Here is a 14,380-nt window from a genome sequence, read left to right on the forward strand (position 1 = left end):
CAGACCCAGACCGCCATCCACCAAGACGTTGGGTCGTGGAAGTTGGGGATGCTTAGTTCAGATAGTTTCAGACGCGCTGGGAAAAGCATCAAGCGCTGTATCTGGGATTCGTCGAGTTGGCCGCCTACCTCACCATCTGGCGAAAACTGGCTCCACTCATCGCTTGAATAGATTTTCCAGACTTTAATCTGTTTTCCTGGATAGTGGTGAGATATGCGACGGTGGATGTCCAAATGCTCGCTGATTTTAAACACCAAGTTACAACCGCTTAAACTCACCCACGCGAAGTCCAGTCAGCGTCTGGTTCCACCATCTTGTGTACATGCCGCTCAGCTCTTATACTCGTTGACAAGTCAATAGTTGACAAATGAACTTTCTGGCGAGCGACACTCGGCGATCAACAACTTTTGGGCAGTTTCGGAGGTGGTGACTGATGTCTTCCTTTCCTGTACAAACCCTGATTCTCGGCGGCGGCCCGGCGGGGCTTTACTTCGCCCTGCTGCTCAAAAAAGAATGCCCGGACGCTGACATCACCTTGCTGGAACGCAACCGCCCTGGCGACACCTTCGGCTGGGGCGTAGTCTTCAGTGATCAGACGCTGGGCAACCTGATGGACGCCGATCCGGTGAGCGCCCACACCATCAACGCGGCCTTCAACCACTGGGAGGACATCGAAATCCGCTTCAGGGGCACACGCAGCCGCTCGACCGGTCACGGCTTCATCGGGATTGGGCGCAAAAAGCTGCTCAATATCTTGCAAGACCGCTGCCGCGAACTGGGCGTCAAGCTGGTGTTCGACCATGAGGTCAGAGACATCGAGGCCACCATCCGCGAGTACGCGCCGGATCTGGTCATCGCCGCAGACGGCATGGGCAGCCGGGTGCGCCAGCTCTATCAGGCCAGCTACCAGCCCGACATCGACATGCGCCAGAACCGCTTCGTGTGGCTGGGCACGCGGGCCAAATACGACGCCTTCACCTTCGACTTTCAGGAAACGCCGCACGGCTGGTTTCAGGCGCACATTTACCAGTTCGACGACCAGATGAGCACCTTCATTGTGGAGACGCCGCAAGCCGTCTGGGAAGCTTCGGGCTTACAAGATCTGTCCAAGCAGGCCAACGTCGAGTTCTGTGAAGAGCTGTTTAGTGAAGTGCTCAGCGGCGAAAAGCTGATTTCCAACGCGGCGCACCTGCAGGGAAGCGATATCTGGAGCCAGTTTCCACGCATCAAAACGCGGGAGTGGGTGCATTGGGGTGAGTACGGCGGCAAACAGGTGCCAGTAGTGCTGATGGGCGACGCTGCCCACACCGCCCACTACTCGATTGGCAGCGGCACTAAACTGGCTCTCGAAGACGCCATCGCGCTAATGGGAGCGCTGCGCCAGACGGACAAGCTGGAAAATGCCTTGCAGCGCTACACCGCTGAGCGCGGCACTGAAGTCCTCAAAATCCAGAACGCCGCCCGCAACTCCACCGAATGGTTTGAAAACGTGGCCCGCTACGCCCAGTTGCCGCCGGAACAGTTTGCCTACAGCTTGCTGACCCGCTCGCAGCGCATCTCGCACGAGAACCTGCGCCAGCGCGACGGCGCGTATCTCAACACCCTCGAAACCTGGCTGACCCAGCAGTCCGGCGGGCCGCCCACCACCCTGCCGCCGATGCTGACGCCCTACAGCCTGCGCGGCGTCAACCTCAGTAACCGCATCGTGATGAGTCCGATGGCGGTGTATTCGGCGGTTGGGGGTGTGCCAGGCGACTTTCATCTGGTGCATCTGGGAGCCAGAGCGCTGGGCGGCGCGGGATTGATTTTCACCGAGATGACCTGCGTCACTCCGCAGGGCCGCATCACGCCGGGGTGCGCTGGGCTGTGGAACGACGAGCAGCAACTCGCCTGGCAGCGCATTGTCACGTTCATTCACGGCAGCAGCTCCGCCAAAGTTGCCATTCAACTCGGCCACGCTGGAGCCAAAGGCAGCACCCGGCGGGCCTGGGACGGCGGTGATCTGCCGCTCGATGTGCCGGACGAACCCAACTGGCCGCTGCGCTCGGCCAGCCCGCAGCAGTACCTGCCGGGCATCAGTCAGGTGGCCGCAGAGATCACTCGCCGCGAGATGGACGAGGTGCGCGGGGCTTTCGTGGACGCTGCCCGCCGCGCCGCCGCCGCCGGTTTCGATTGGCTGGAACTGCACTGCGCCCACGGCTACCTGCTCAGCAGCTTTATTTCGCCGCTGACCAATCAGCGCAGTGATGATTACGGCGGCAGCTTGCCGAACCGTCTGCGCTACCCGCTGGAGGTGTTCCGGGCCGTGCGCGAGGTGTGGCCCACCGAGCGTCCCATCAGCGTGAGGATCAGCGCCCACGACTGGGTGGAGGGCGGCATCACCCCGGACGACGCGGTGGAGATCGCCCAGCACTTCAAGGCGGCGGGAGCCGATATGATCGACTGCTCCAGCGGTCAGGTCAGCAAAGCCGAGGCTCCCATTTATGGCCGGATGTACCAGACCCCCTTTGCTGACCGCGTCCGCAACGAGGTGGGCATTCCGACCATCGCCGTGGGTAACATCTTTGAGGCTGACCACATCAACAGCATCATCGCCTCGGGCCGCGCCGACTTGTGTGCGCTGGGCCGTCCACACCTGGCCGACCCGTTCTGGACGCTGCATGAGGCCGCCAAGCTGGGTTACACCGGGCAGCCCTGGCCCAAACCGTATTTTCTGGGCAAGCAGCAATTCGAGCGCAATCTGGAGCGCGAACGGGAACTGAGTGCCGCGCAGACCGGACAGGCCGCCAGCCTCAGCCGCCTGAGGGCCGAACTGGAGGGGGGCGTATGAACGGGGAGAGCCTGCCCCTGAGCGGTCTGCATGCGGTGGTCACGGGCGGCGGCTCCGGCATCGGCGCAGCGGTAGCGGAGCGGCTCGCACACCAGGGAGCACGAATTACCTTGATGGGGCGCAATCTGGCCCGCCTCGAAGTACAGGCGGCGAAGTTGGGCGCAGCCTTCGAGGTACTGGACGTGACCGACGAGAACAGCGTGACCGCAGCTTTTGAAGCGGCCCGCCAAACATCCGGCTCCATCCGCATCCTGATCAACAACGCCGGACAGGCCAGCAGCGCTTCCGCCCTCAAGACTGATTTGGAGCTGTGGCGGCGGATGGTCGATGTCAATCTGACCGGCACCTGGCTGTGTACCCGGGCCGCGCTGCCCGACCTCCTCGCACACGGCGGCCGGGTCGTGAACGTGGCGAGTACGGCGGGGCTGATTGGCTACGCCTACGTCTCGGCATACGTCGCGGCCAAGCACGGCGTCGTCGGCCTGACCCGCGCTCTGGCGCTGGAACTGGCCCAGCGGGGCGTGACGGTCAACGCGGTCTGCCCCGGTTACACCGACACACCGCTATTGGCCGGGGCGCTAGATAAGATCGTCAGCACCACCGGACGCAGCGCCGAGGAAGCGCTCGGCAGCCTGACCCGCAGCAACCCGCAGGGGCGTCTGGTGCAGCCGAGCGAGGTGGCCGACGCGGTGGCTTGGCTGTGCAGTCCGGGGGCGTCTTCGATTACCGGGCAGGCGGTGGCCGTGGCGGGCGGCGAGGTGATGACCGGATGACCGGCGGGATCACTGGCCAAGCTGGCGCACCTGCCGACCACGAAACCCGACTGAGCCAGGGCGACCATCAGGCCATCAAGCTGTGGTTGCGCCTGCTGACCACCACCACCCTGATTGAAACCGATCTCCGCGCCCGACTGGGCCAGCACTCGGACATCAGCTTGCCGCGCTTCGACTTGCTGGCGCAACTGGCCCGCCAACCCGACGGCCTACGAATGAGCGATCTCAGCGCCCGCTTGATGGTCACGCGCGGCAACGTCACCCGACTGGCCGATCAGCTTGAGCGTGAAGGCCTGGTGCAGCGGTGCGGCGGCCCGGATCGGCGCGGCGTCACGTTGCAACTGACCCGGCTGGGCCAAGAGCGTTTCGGTGAGGTCGCCAGCACCCATGAAGACTGGGTGGTGCAACTCTTAGACGCACTTTCCGGGCCGGAGCAGGAGCACCTTTCTCAGCTCCTCGGCAAAATCAAGACCCAGATCAACACCCGCAGATCAATACCCGGAGGCTGATATGAACTCGCGCCCCACCAAGCTCCTCAGTTTGCCTACAGACAACCAGCCCATCTGGGCCGAGTACGCGCCGCAGCACTTTGGCTGGACATTGGACGGCGGTGTGGCCCAGGTGACGCTCAACCGCCCCGAGCGCAAGAATCCCCTCACCTTTGAGAGTTACGCCGAGTTGCGCTCCCTGTTTCAGGCGCTACACCACACCACTGAGGTCAAGGTGGTGGTGCTGCGCGGAGCGGGCGGCAATTTCTGTTCGGGCGGCGACGTGTTCGAGATTATCGGGCCGCTGGTGGAAGCCGGAATGCCCAGCCTGCTCAACTTCACCCGGATGACCGGCGATCTGGTGCGGGCCATCCGAACCTGCCCACAGCCGATCATCGCCGCTGTGGACGGAGTGTGCGCCGGAGCAGGCGCGATTCTGGCGATGGCCGCCGACTTGCGTCTGGCCACGCCGAGTGCCGCCACCGCCTTCCTGTTTAATCGGGTGGGTCTGGCGGGCTGCGACATGGGAGCCTGCGCCATTTTACCGCGCATCATCGGGCAGGGCCGCGCCAGCGAGCTGCTGTATCTGGGACGCAAGATGAGCGCCGAGGAAGGCCTGAGCTGGGGCTTTTTCAATGCCCTGCACCCCGAAGGCGAACTGCACGACGCCGCGCTGAGACTCGCCCGCGAGATTGCGGGTGGCCCCAGTTTCGCCCACGCCCTGACCAAGAAGATGCTGTGGCAGGAGTGGAATCTCAGTCTGGATCAGGCTATTGAAGCTGAGGCGCAGGCCCAGGCGCTGTGCATGATGACCGGTGATTTTACCCGTGCCTTCGAGGCCTTCGCCCAGAAGCAGCGGCCCACCTTTCAGGGAGACTGAGCATGACCGACCAAGCTTTATCCGTGTCTTCCGGTTCAGCCCCGGCCCACCTTGCCTGGCCGTTTTTTGAACCCACCCACCGTGAGCTGGCTGTGCAGTTGCGTGGCTGGGCCGCCGAGCACCTCAGCCACGTCTCGCACGACGACCCCGATCAGACCTGTCGCCAACTGGTCAAGCAACTCGGTGAGGCGGGCTGGCTGCGCTATTCGGTGGGCGGCACGGCCTACGGTGCGGCACTGGACGTGATCGATACCCGCGCGATTTGTCTTATTCGCGAGACGCTGGCCGAGTTTGACGGGCTGGCCGATTTCGTGTGCGCCATGCAGGGTCTGGGCAGCGGCGCGATCACGCTGGCGGGCCGCCTTGACCAGAAAGAAAAGTACTTGGGGCCCGTCGCACGCGGCGAGAAGATCGCGGCCTTCGCGCTGACCGAGCCGAGCAGCGGTTCAGACGCGGCGGCTGTGCAGCTCAGCGCTGACCGAGCAGGCGACGGCTACACGCTCAACGGCCAGAAGACCTGGATCAGCAACGGCGGCATCGCCGACTTTTATGTGGTGTTCGCCCGCACCGGCGAGGCCCCCGGCGCACGCGGCATCAGCGCCTTCGTGGTGGACGCCCAGACGCCCGGACTGGCCATCAGCGAGCGCCTGCACGTTACCGCGCCGCATCCACTGGCGACATTAACCTTCACGGATTGCCGCTTGCCTGCCTCAGCGCTGCTGGGCGAGGCGGGACAGGGCTTCAAGCTGGCGATGCGTACGCTGGATATTTTCCGCACCTCAGTAGCGGCGGCGGCGCTGGGGTTTGCCCGGCGGGCTCTGCGCGAAGCGCTTCACCGCACCACCACCCGCCAGATGTTCGGCGGCACGCTCTCGCAGCAGCCCCTGGCGCAGGCCAGTCTGGCCGAGATGGCGACCCGGATCGACCGCAGCGCCCTGCTGACCTACCGTGCCGCCTGGCAACGCGATCAGGGCCAGGGGGTGACCCGTGAGGCGGCGATGGCCAAGCTGACTGCCACCGAAGATGCCCAGAAAGTCATCGACATCGCCGTGCAACTTCACGGCGGCGCGGGCGTGCAGGTGGGCGGCGTGGTGGAGCGGCTCTACCGCGAGATTCGGGCGCTGCGTATTTATGAAGGAGCCAGCGAAGTTCAGCAGCTGATCATTGCCCGCGAACTGCTCAAGGAAGCCAGGTGAACCTCACGCCTAGTGCCCATCAGGACACCTTCGCCCGCGATCATCTCCCGCCTGAGGAGCAGTGGCCCACCCTCATTTTTGAGTTGCCGGAAGTGCGGTATCCCGAGCGCCTGAACGCGGCCACCGCGCTGCTGGCCAGAGCTACGCCGCCGCCCGACAAACCCGCGCTGCTGGCGGAGGGCGTGTCGTGGACCTACCGGGAACTGGATGTGCTCTCCAACCAGATCGCAGCGGTGCTGCGAGACGACATGCAACTGATTCCCGGCAACCGCGTACTGCTGCACGGCCCCAACACACCGATGCTGGCCGCCTGCTGGTTCGCGGTGCTCAAAGCAGGCGGCGTCGCGGTCAGCACCATGCCGCTGCTCCGCGCCGCCGAGCTGGGCAAGGTCATCGCCAAAGCTGAAATTTCACATGCCCTGTGTGACGCCTCCTGCGTGGCTGTAGTGCGGGAAACATTAAGCACCACCACGCTGCGCCAGATTCAGATTTTTGAGGGCGAAGGCGGGGAGCTACTAGAGCTGGCCCGCCGCAAACCCGAACGCTTTGAAGCCGTGGACACTGCCGCAGACGACGTGGCGCTGATTGCCTTCACCTCCGGCACCACCGGACAACCCAAAGGCTGTATGCATTTTCACCGTGATCTGCTGGCAGTCTGCGACACCTTTGCCCGTCATATTCTGCGGCCCACCTCCGACGATATTTTTGTGGGCAGCGCTCCGTTCGCTTTCACCTTTGGGTTGGGTGCCTGCTTACTGTTTCCGGTATGGGCGGGCGCAACGGCGGTTCTCCTCGAACACGGCTCGCCGCCGCAACTGGCCGCTGCGATTGAGCAGTTCGGGGTCACCATCTGCGCCACTGCGCCCACGAGTTACCGGATGATGGCAGCCCTGCCTAATTTGGATAGTCTGCAATCGCTGCGGAAATGCGTCTCGGCCGGCGAAGCGCTTCCGGCGGCGACCCGCCTGCGCTGGCGCGAGGCCACTGGGATTGAACTGATCGACGGCATCGGCGCGACTGAGATGCTGCATATTTTTATCAGTGCCGATGAGCATCAGGCCCGCCCCGGCGCGACCGGGAAGGCTGTGCCTGGCATCCGCGCCTGTGTGCTGGGCGAGGACGGACAGCCGCTGCCGCCGGGAAGAATTGGACGCCTCGCCGTGCAGGGGCCGGTGGGGTGCCGCTACCTCGCCGATGAGCGCCAGCGCGACTATGTGCAGCACGGCTGGAACATCACTGGAGACACTTACCTGATGACCGAGGACGGCTACTTCGAGTACCAGGCCCGCAGCGACGACATGATCGTCTCCAGCGGCTACAATATCGCCGCGCCGGAAGTCGAGGAAGCGCTGCTGCGGCATCCATTGGTGGCCGAATGTGCCGTCATCGGGCTGCCCGACGAGTTGCGCGGGCAGGTGGTGGGGGCCTTCATCGTTCTTGCGCCAGACCAAACCGCCAGCGAAGCCCTCAAAATTGAATTGCAACTGTTCGTCAAAAACCAGATCGCGCCGTACAAGTACCCCCGCTTCATCGAGTTCCGGGACGACCTGCCCAAGACCGCCACCGGCAAATTGCAACGCTTCGCCCTTCGTCAAGACCGTCCCGCCTGACCGCCCACCCTCACACTTAAGGAGAGCCGCATGACCACCCTGCAAAATGTTGTGTCCGAGTTGGCGACTGGCCGCCTGCGTATCGTCGATCTGACCGCGCCGCTGAGCGAGCAGACCCCGGTGCTGCAATTGCCCGAACCGTTTGCCAACACCGCGACCTTCCAAATGGAGACCATCAGCGCCTTTGACGCGGCGGGGCCAGCCTGGGCTTGGAGCAACATCACGCTCGGCGAGCACACCGGCACCCATTTGGACGCCCCCATTCACTGGATCACCGGCAAAGACGGCAAAGCGGTGCATCAGATCGAACCGGAGCGCCTGATCGGGCCAGCCGTGGTGATCGACCTGAGCGCCGAGGCTGCTGCCAATCCCGACGTGCTGCTCGAACCGGAACACTTTGAGGCCTGGGAAGCCCAGCACGGCCCGCTGCCCCACAACTGCTGGGTACTGCTGCGAACCGGTTGGAGCGAGCGCAACACCGACGCCCAGCGCTTTCTGAACGCTGACGAGAACGGCCCGCACACCCCCGGACCCTCGGTGGCCTGTGCACGCTGGATGGCCGAGCATCCCGCCGTCTCCGGCTTCGGAGTCGAGACAGTGGGCATCGACGCGGGCGCGGCGGGCGGCTTCGAGCCTGGGTTTCCGATGCACCACTACCTGCTGGGCAACGACCGCTACGGCCTGACCTCGCTGATCAACCTGGATCAGTTGCCCGCTTCCGGCGCGGTGCTGGTGGTTGCGCCGCTACCAATCGTGGGCGGCACCGGCAGCCCGGCGCGGGTCTACGCCCTCGTCGAGAGCGCATGACGACGGTGGCCGAGGCGGTAGGCCAGACCCTGGCGCAGTTGGGCGTCGGCCACGCCTTTGGAGTGGTGGGCAGCGGCAATTTCCATCTGACCAATGCCCTGCGGCGCGGCGGCGTGCCGTTCACGGCGGCCCGGCACGAGGGCGGCGCGGCAAGCATGGCCGACGCCTACGCCCGGATGTCGGGCCAGCTCGCGGTGCTCACGACCCACCAGGGCTGCGGGCTGACCAACGCGGTGACTGGCCTGACCGAGGCGGCCAAGAGTCGCACACCACTGCTGGCTGTGACCGCCGACACCCAGGCGGGAGCAGTGCGCTCCAATTTTCGTATCGACCAAGACGGACTGGCCCGCAGCATCGGCGCGGTGGCCGAGCGGGTCTACTCGCCCGCCAGCGCGGTGGCCGACACGGTTCGGGCCTACCGCACTGCCGTCCACGAGCGGCGCACGGTGGTGCTGTCGGTGCCACTGGATGTGCAGGCTGCCGAAGCGTCCCCGTTTCATGAGGCTGACTTGAGCTTGCCGCCCGCGCAAGCGATTCGGCCTGATGCGGCCTCGGTTTCGGCGCTGGTCGAGCTACTTTCAGCTGCTGAGCGTCCGGTCTTCGTGGCGGGACGCGGGGCAAGGCACGCCAAAGCCGAGTTGAAGGCGCTGGCTGCACAGTGCGGGGCGCTGCTGGCAACCTCAGCGGTGGCGCACGGCCTGTTTGCGGGTGACGCGTTCAACCTGGGCATTTCCGGCGGCTTTTCCTCACCGCTGAGTGCCGAGCTGATTCGGGACGCCGACCTGATCGTGGCCTGGGGCTGCACTCTCAACATGTGGACGATGCGGCACGGGCAATTGATCGGCCCCGAAACCAAAGTGGTGCAGGTGGATGTGGAAGACGCGGCGCTGGGCAGCAACCGGCCCATCACGCTGGGCGTGCGCGGCGACTGCGCCCAGACCGCCGACGACGTGCTGAGCGTGTGGCACGGTCAAGGCCCCGTTATGAAATACCGCACGCCGCAGGTCGCAGAGGCGATAGCCCAGTGCTCCCTGTGGCGAGACACTCCGACGCTCGATCTCTCAACCCATGAGCGCATTGACCCACGGGTGCTGAGCCGCGCCCTGGATGATCTGCTGCCCAGAGAGCGCGTCGTTTCGATTGATTCCGGCAATTTCATGGGTTACCCCAGCACGTACCTGTCGGTGCCAGACGAATTCGGCTTCTGTTTTACCCAGGCGTTTCAGAGTATCGGCCTGGGGCTGGGGAGTGCCATAGGCGCAGCGCTGGCCCAGCCGGGGCGCTTACCCGTGCTGGGCAGCGGCGACGGCGGCTTTCTGATGGCCATCAGCGAGCTGGAAACGGCGGTGCGACTCAAGTTGCCGCTGGTGTGCATCATCTACAACGACGCTGCTTACGGCGCGGAGGTGCATCACTTCGTGAACGACGATCACGCCGCTGTCCGCTTCCCCGACACCGATCTGGCCGCGCTGGGACGTGGATTCGGAGCCGATGGAGTGACAGTGCGGACGCTGGACGATCTCAACGCCGTGCGCGACTGGCTCGCCGCCGCGCCGCCGCGCCCGCTGGTCATCGACGCCAAGATCGCCTCGGACGGCGGGGCGTGGTGGCTGCAAGAAGCCTTCAAGGGTCATTGAGTCAAGGAGGAGCCATGACAGACATTCATTCTCTTCAGGTATTGCAGCCGCCCGGTTGGGCGCAGCCACGCGGCTTTGCTAACGGCGTTGCGGCGCGAGGCCGACTGGTGTTTACCGCCGGAATGATCGGCTGGAACAGCCAGCAGGTCTTTGAAACCGACGATTTCGTGGAGCAGACCCGGCAGGCCCTCCGTAACGTGCTGGCGGTGGTTGCCGAGGCCGGGGGCGGCCCTGAGCATCTGGTGCGCCTGACCTGGTTTATTACCGACAAGCCCGCTTACCTCGCCCAGCAGCGGCAAATCGGCGCGGTCTACCGCGAGGTGCTGGGCCGCCATTATCCGGCCATGAGTGTGGTGGCGGTCAGCGCCCTGATGGAAGACCGGGCCAAAGTCGAAATCGAGGGGCTGGCGGTCATTCCGGAGAATGCCGAGGATTAAAGACGGAGAAGGTTTGGAGACGATAGGCAGCAGCTCTGACCCGCGCCTGTGGCGATCAGACCCACTTTCCTGAACGCATGATGACCACCTCGCCGCCGCCGCGCGTCCTGGCCGTGACTTGCAACTCAGGCGACCCCACCATGAAATCCAGATGGACACGGCTGTGATTGCCCCCAGCCGCTTCAAATTCGGCAGCGGATAGGTCGCCTCCGCCTTTCAGCGTGACCGGGTAAGCCCGGCCCAGCGCCAGATGACACGAGGCATTCTCGTCAATGAGGGTGCTGTAAAATACTTTGTGTTCACGGGCCACCAGGCTCTCCTCGCTGACGAGCGCCACTTCACCGAGCCGGAGCGCTCCCTCATCGGTGGCCAGCAGGTGCTCAAGTGTTTCTCCAGCTGAGGAACTGCGCCAGTGGCTCAGCCGGCCACCCTCAAAGCTGAGTTCAAGGTCGTCGATGCGCTGGCCATTGATGATCAGTGGCCGGGTCATCTGGACATGACCGTTGGTCTGCAAGCGGTGCGGCAAGGTGGAGACTTCCTCAGTCGGCATGTTGGGAATGCCGGTAATTCCCAGCGCACTGCTCACCGACGGGCCAAACCACTGGTGGCCTGTCGGCAACCCAATCTCCAGGTCTGTACCGGGGCCGGAGAAATGCAGCGATTCGATCTCCAGCTGGTCGAGCGCGGCGCACCGCTGTGTCAGCCGCTGGGCATGCTCTTGCCAGGCCGCTGAAGGATCCGGCTGATCGAGCCTCAACAGACGCGAGAGGGTCGCCCAGAGGTTCTCCAGCGCCACTTCAGGTGAAGCCTCAGGATAGAGGTGACGCGCCCAGGCCGGGGTCGCCACGGCCATCACTGACCAGTTGAACTGCACCCGCGAACGGCGCATTCCGTACTCTTCCAGCGCCGCATTGCGGGCGGCGGCGGCAAGGGCCACCCGGTTGCCCAGCCCGCCGGGGCCGCTTTGAAGGTGCGCCGCGTGCAGGGTGAGAATCGGCTGCGCGGCTTGGGCGTGCTCGGTGAGGGCCGCCGCCATCCAAGCTGGAAAAACCGTGAGTTGATCTGCCGAAGCCGAGCGAATCCGGAGTTCCTGAACGGTGGCGTCTTCGTAGAGCACTTCAGCGGCGGCGGCCCCCGCCTGGTAAGCCGCCTCGGCGATCATCTGGGCCAGTTCATAGACTTCGGGCGGGCTGACGATCAGTAGCCGCTGGCCCGCTTGGATAGGCACGGCCATCTGCACAGCCAGTCGGGCATACCGCTCATAAAACGCTTGATTAGACATGCGGGGCACCTTTGTTGGGAGCGATCAGATCAACCGGGGAGGCGTACTCATAGTCAGGATGCGGGCCTCACTGCTGGAGACATTCCCGATGCAGTGCGGCAGAGCGCTGGGATAATAAGCGCTGTCACCGGTGCGCAGGGTTCGGGGAGCGGAGTGGTGAACGGTCAACTGAATTTCACCATCCAGAACATAAATAAACTCTTCGCCCGCGTGACCAACGTCGTTGCGCTGCTCACTGCCGGGTTCGAGGCTGAGCAAGACCGGCTGAATTTTCTGGAGCAGATCGGTGAACAGCACCTGCACCTGCACGCCTGGCCCCAACTGGACACTCCGGGGCGCTTCGCCGCGCCGCACCACTTTCAGAATGTCGCTGCGGGCCTCGTCAGGCAACAGGTCGGCGGCGCTCAACTGAAATGCGGCGGCCAGGCGTTGCAGCAAGGTCGCCGAGACATCAGTCTGGCCACGCTCAAGCATGCTCAGAAAACTGCGCGAGCATTTCGAGGCGTCGGCGAGCTGTTGCAGGGTCATGCCACGGGCCTGCCGGAGCGCCCGCAGCCGCTCACCCAGTCGCGAGCGGGTTGGAGGCGCGTCACCTTTCACGGGGGTTGAATGTATCACGCAGGCCGTCGCCCAGAAAGTTGATGGCCAGCAATGTCACCAAAATCGCCAGGCCGGGAGGCAGCCACAGCCACGGCTGAGATTGCAACACCGTGATGGTGCGGGCGTCGGCGAGCATGTTGCCCCAGGAAGCCACCGGCTGCTGCACACCCAGACCCAGAAACGACAGTGCGCTTTCGGTCAAGATGGCGTCGGCCACCCCCAGCGTGGTCTGCACGATGATCGGCGCGGCGGCGTTGGGCAGGATATGCCGGAACATCAGCCGGGGATCGCCCGCGCCCAGCGCGCCCGCCGCTTCCACATAATCCAGATGGCGCAGCTTGAGCGTTTCGCCGCGCATCAAGCGGTAGGTGGGCACCCAGCTCAGTAAACCGATGATCGCCACGGTGGTGATCAAGCTCGGTTTGACAAAACTCGACACCGTGAGAATCAGAAATAAGCTGGGGAAGGCGGCCACCGCGTCGGTGAAGCGCGACAGCAGCGTGTCGGTCAGGTGGCCCCGGAAGCCAGCGATGACGCCCAGCACCACGCCGATTACCAGTGCCAGCGCCGCCGCGCTGATGCCGATGGTGAGTGATACCCGCGTGCCGAAGATCAAACGTGAGAGGACATCGCGTCCCAGCGCGTCGGTGCCCAGCCAGAATTCGCGGCTGGGCGGACTGGCAAACAGAATATTGCCGCTGGTGCTGGTCGCCAGATTGTAGGGATCGTAAGGAGCCAGCAGCGGCGCGAACACCCCGACCAGCACCAAGACGGCCAGCACCAGCAAGCTGACGAAGGCCAAGCGGTGGCGGGTGAAGCGGCCAAACATCCGGCCTGAAGGGCGCGAACGCCCCGGCGAGATCGGCGCGGCGCTCACGACTCGAACCGAATACGCGGGTCGATAAAGCCGTAGAGCAGATCAGCCAGCAAACTGCCCAGCACCACCAGCACCGCTGTAATGGTGTTGATCGCCATCGACACCGGATAATCACGGGAAAACACCGAATCGACCAGCAGACGGCCCATGCCCGGCCAGGCGAAGATGGTCTCGGTAATGACTGAGCCAGCAAAGAAGGCAGGCAGGGACAGGCCCAGCAGCGTCACCACCGGAATCAGGCCGTTGCGCAGGGCATGTTTGACCAGAATATTGCGCTCGCTGACGCCCTTGCTGCGGGCAGTGCGGATGTAATCCTGGCGCAGCGCCTCACTGACCGAACTGCGGACGTGCCGCAAAATCCCGGCGATGCCGGTGAAGGTCAGCACGCACACCGGCAAGATCATGTGCCACAGTCGGTCGACGAAGAGTGCCCAGCCCTGATGATCGGCGCTGTAGTTTTCGTAGCCGGAGGTCGGCACCCAGCCCAGCCGCACCGAGAAGAAATAGATCAGGGCCAGACCAAGGAAGAAGCTGGGAATGCTGATGCCCCCGAACACCAGCGTCGTGCTGAAGTAGTCGATCCAGGAATACGGCCTGGCCGCGCTGGCAATCCCGATCCATAGCGCGATGGCAACGATCAGCACGAACGAGGTCAGCGTCAGCAGCAGCGTCGGCCAGGCGCGTTGCAGCAGCAGGGCGGAGACGCTCTGGCCGTTGCGGATGGAGTAACCGAAATTGCCGCGTGCCACGTTCGAAATCCAGCTCAGGTACTGCACCGGAATCGGCTTGTTGATGCCCAGAGCGTTCTCAGCCCGCGTGATCTCCTGCGGACTCATGCGCGGATTGATAAAAGTCTGCATGGCGTTGCCGGGAGCCAGATTCATGACGGCAAAACTGATGAACGAAACCAGAATCAGTAAGACGAACCCTTGAAGTGAGCGCCGGGCGATAAACGGCAGCACG

General features: G+C 64.1%; 13 protein-coding genes. 9 read left to right on the forward strand and 4 right to left on the reverse strand.

What is annotated here, in order from left to right:
• Positions 1–433: 433 nt before the first annotated feature.
• From EHF33_RS18975 to EHF33_RS19015, 9 genes are read left to right on the forward strand one after another with little or no spacing between them, the layout of a single operon-like run.
• A complete protein-coding gene (locus EHF33_RS18975; protein WP_124875150.1) occupies positions 434–2,830 on the forward strand; it encodes a bifunctional salicylyl-CoA 5-hydroxylase/oxidoreductase in 2,397 nt (798 codons plus the stop codon).
• Positions 2,827–3,603 (forward strand): SDR family NAD(P)-dependent oxidoreductase, encoded by a 777-nt coding sequence (locus EHF33_RS18980; RefSeq protein ID WP_124875152.1) that lies wholly within the window; start codon positions 2,827–2,829, stop codon positions 3,601–3,603. Before EHF33_RS18975 ends, EHF33_RS18980 begins: the two co-directional genes overlap by 4 nt.
• Positions 3,600–4,112, forward strand: coding sequence for a MarR family winged helix-turn-helix transcriptional regulator (locus tag EHF33_RS18985; RefSeq protein WP_124875154.1), 513 nt, complete (start codon positions 3,600–3,602; stop codon positions 4,110–4,112). Before EHF33_RS18980 ends, EHF33_RS18985 begins: the two co-directional genes overlap by 4 nt.
• Position 4,113: 1 nt before the next feature.
• Positions 4,114–4,971, forward strand: a complete 858-nt coding sequence (locus EHF33_RS18990; protein WP_124875156.1) for an enoyl-CoA hydratase family protein — start codon at positions 4,114–4,116, stop codon at positions 4,969–4,971.
• Positions 4,972–4,973: 2 nt separating this feature from the next.
• Positions 4,974–6,167 carry an acyl-CoA dehydrogenase family protein gene (locus tag EHF33_RS18995; protein WP_124875158.1) on the forward strand — a complete coding sequence of 398 codons (1,194 nt, stop codon included), beginning with the start codon at positions 4,974–4,976 and terminating at the stop codon, positions 6,165–6,167.
• A complete protein-coding gene (locus tag EHF33_RS19000) occupies positions 6,164–7,777 on the forward strand; it encodes an AMP-binding protein (protein WP_124875160.1) in 1,614 nt (537 codons plus the stop codon). The genes EHF33_RS18995 and EHF33_RS19000 overlap by 4 nt, the downstream gene beginning before the upstream one ends.
• A gap of 30 nt (positions 7,778–7,807) precedes the next feature.
• Positions 7,808–8,584 (forward strand): cyclase family protein, encoded by a 777-nt coding sequence (locus EHF33_RS19005; protein WP_124875162.1) that lies wholly within the window; start codon positions 7,808–7,810, stop codon positions 8,582–8,584.
• On the forward strand, positions 8,581–10,221 hold the full coding sequence (locus EHF33_RS19010; RefSeq protein ID WP_124875164.1) for a thiamine pyrophosphate-binding protein: 1,641 nt from the start codon (positions 8,581–8,583) through the stop codon (positions 10,219–10,221). Before EHF33_RS19005 ends, EHF33_RS19010 begins: the two co-directional genes overlap by 4 nt.
• A gap of 14 nt (positions 10,222–10,235) precedes the next feature.
• The gene (locus EHF33_RS19015; protein WP_124875166.1) at positions 10,236–10,658 is read left to right on the forward strand and encodes a RidA family protein; all 423 of its coding nucleotides are present in this window, start codon (positions 10,236–10,238) and stop codon (positions 10,656–10,658) included.
• 55 nt (positions 10,659–10,713) lie between these two features.
• On the opposite strand, the gene EHF33_RS19020 is transcribed toward EHF33_RS19015, so the two are convergent.
• From EHF33_RS19020 to EHF33_RS19035, 4 genes are read right to left on the reverse strand one after another with little or no spacing between them, the layout of a single operon-like run.
• Complete coding sequence (locus EHF33_RS19020; protein ID WP_124875168.1) at positions 10,714–11,940, reverse strand: aminopeptidase; 1,227 nt, start codon at positions 11,938–11,940, stop codon at positions 10,714–10,716.
• Between the two features lie 24 nt (positions 11,941–11,964).
• The gene (locus EHF33_RS19025) at positions 11,965–12,540 is read right to left on the reverse strand and encodes a helix-turn-helix domain-containing protein (RefSeq protein WP_124875170.1); all 576 of its coding nucleotides are present in this window, start codon (positions 12,538–12,540) and stop codon (positions 11,965–11,967) included.
• The gene (locus EHF33_RS19030; protein WP_124875172.1) at positions 12,530–13,417 is read right to left on the reverse strand and encodes an ABC transporter permease; all 888 of its coding nucleotides are present in this window, start codon (positions 13,415–13,417) and stop codon (positions 12,530–12,532) included. The genes EHF33_RS19025 and EHF33_RS19030 overlap by 11 nt, the downstream gene beginning before the upstream one ends.
• Positions 13,414–14,379, reverse strand: a complete 966-nt coding sequence (locus tag EHF33_RS19035) for an ABC transporter permease (protein ID WP_124875174.1) — start codon at positions 14,377–14,379, stop codon at positions 13,414–13,416. Before EHF33_RS19035 ends, EHF33_RS19030 begins: the two co-directional genes overlap by 4 nt.
• Position 14,380 lies beyond the last annotated feature (1 nt).

It is taken from the genome of Deinococcus psychrotolerans (assembly GCF_003860465.1).
GTDB lineage: Bacteria > Deinococcota > Deinococci > Deinococcales > Deinococcaceae > Deinococcus > Deinococcus psychrotolerans.